General features: G+C 35.6%; 3 protein-coding genes. All 3 read right to left on the bottom strand.

Annotation, left to right across the window (positions count from 1 at the left end; genetic code table 11):
- On the bottom strand, positions 1–794 hold a 794-nt coding region (locus tag A9G30_RS03625), incomplete at its 3' end, for a tyrosine-type recombinase/integrase (protein WP_141671973.1).
- Between the two features lie 276 nt (positions 795–1070).
- The gene (locus A9G30_RS03615) at positions 1071–1457 is read right to left on the bottom strand and encodes a Lar family restriction alleviation protein (protein WP_065588091.1); all 387 of its coding nucleotides are present in this window, start codon (positions 1455–1457) and stop codon (positions 1071–1073) included.
- 10 nt (positions 1458–1467) lie between these two features.
- The coding region (locus tag A9G30_RS12870) for a hypothetical protein (protein ID WP_176700833.1) at positions 1468–1833 on the bottom strand (366 nt) is incomplete at its 5' end.

Raw genomic sequence — 1833 nt, 5'->3', positions numbered from 1 at the left:
TTAAAAGCGCGTCGATCAATATCCTTTAATGGATTATTATTTGTGCTTACAAAAACATACTTGCTATTGATGAGTCGTCTGTTCTTTAATAGCTCAACTGCCTCATCATTTAATAACAACGATCTTGCCTTGCCATTTTTTGCGATATCGTTGCTTACTATAGCTATTTTGTTTTGAAAATCTATCTTATCCCAAGTTAATGATAAAATTTCAGTTCGTCTTGCACCTGTTAATAACGCAAATAAACAAACATCACGCAACCATCCTAGGGATATGTTTCTTAACAATTCTTGAGCTTGTTGCTTTGTTACCCATCTAACCCTAACTTTTGGTTCTTTCTGTTTTCCGACATACGGAACGGAGGCAATCCAATTGTTCTTTTGAGCTAGACTCAACGCCCTAAGTATGGTCTTGCGATATTTATTTATTGTAGCTGGTGCTAATGCTTTTTTATTTTTTGCGTTATGTGTTGGTAAATTATTATCTATCATTTCACCAGTAATTGATGATAAGTTTTTACCGCCAAAAATAGTGCGCCAATATTTTGCATGACGAACTTTAGTTGCATAATCGTTTTGATCTTTTCCGTCATTTAGTAGTAACAATAACGCTTCGTCAAATGTACGTTCTAAACGCTTATCAAGTCGGCTTATTGCCCACATTTCATGCTTTACTTTGTCATGATATTCCTGCGCGAGTTTTTTATCACTCACCCCAGTAGAGCGTCTAATTCGTTCGCCGCTTGGCGTGCGGATGTCGATATAATAGACGCCATTTCTCTTGGATAATGACATTTTTTAATCTCCTTATTGTCATTAACAAGAGCTAGCCGAATAACATTATTATTTCTTTTCCTGCTCTCGTCTATGTAATTTTGTAAATCAGATTCAGATATGCGCCAAAAGCCCCCAATTTTGTACATGTGATATTTTGCGGGGTTTGCTCGTACAGTATGTTCAGATAGCTTCAATACTTTTGCCACATATCGCATATCATGTAGCGGTGTCATTATTTACTCCTATAATTTTCTCATCTCTCATCAACAAATAAAACTTAGTAACTTGTTATATTTATTCATGTTTTAATCTTAAGTTATCAGCAAGCGCTAGCAGTTCGGCTCTATATTGTTTTTGCGGCGGAAAATCACTACCGACAACTCCGATGTATGTTTCGTTATCAGCCTTTTTTACGGCTTCTCTAATGCCCTGGGCTTTGACTTCGTTTTGTGATTCTCGTATTACTATGTTCCAAGACGAAATTGCTTGATTTTTGTTATTTTCTTCACAACCTCTTGCATTACAGTCATAGCAAACCGCCGCAAAATAAATAGCATCCCCCGCAAAAGAAATAGCATTTCTGAGATATTCAGGAATATCTTCATTGAATCTATAATCAATCTCATCAATGAATAAATATTCACTGCCGCAAAACGGGCAAGGTTTTAATTGTTCTGTCATTATTGTTTCCTTATTTAACCGTTACTATCACGCCGTTTTTCACGACCGCTCGCAAACCAATACATTTAACTGGTATAGTTCCATCTCCTAGTTTTGTGTAAACCGGTAAAACCTCAGCAATTATCTGCTCATGTATTTCGCTCAAATTTATGTGAAACATACGCTCTAATATCCTAATTGTTGCATGTTCGCTAACTATTAGTTTGTTATTGCGTGATAGTTCATTTATCTTTGTTTGTACGTCGAGTATTTCATTTTTGATTGAGTTGTAGCGTTGCTGACAATCTGTTAGTTCTGTTTTGATTACATTCTGCTTTGCTTTTAATTTTTGTAATTGAGTTTGATATTTTTTCAGTGTGTTACTGTTCATTGTTCG

This window comes from Gilliamella sp. Fer4-1 (assembly GCF_001690515.1).
In the GTDB taxonomy this organism is placed as follows: domain Bacteria; phylum Pseudomonadota; class Gammaproteobacteria; order Enterobacterales; family Orbaceae; genus Gilliamella; species Gilliamella apicola_C.
The sequence above is the reverse complement of the archived record's forward strand: the minus strand, read 5'-3'. Positions and strand labels throughout refer to the sequence as shown.

Coding starts and splice junctions, on each gene's coding strand:
- A9G30_RS03615 (WP_065588091.1), bottom strand. CDS start 1,457: ATGACAGAACAATTAAAACCTTGCCCGTTTTGCGGCAGTGAATATTTA.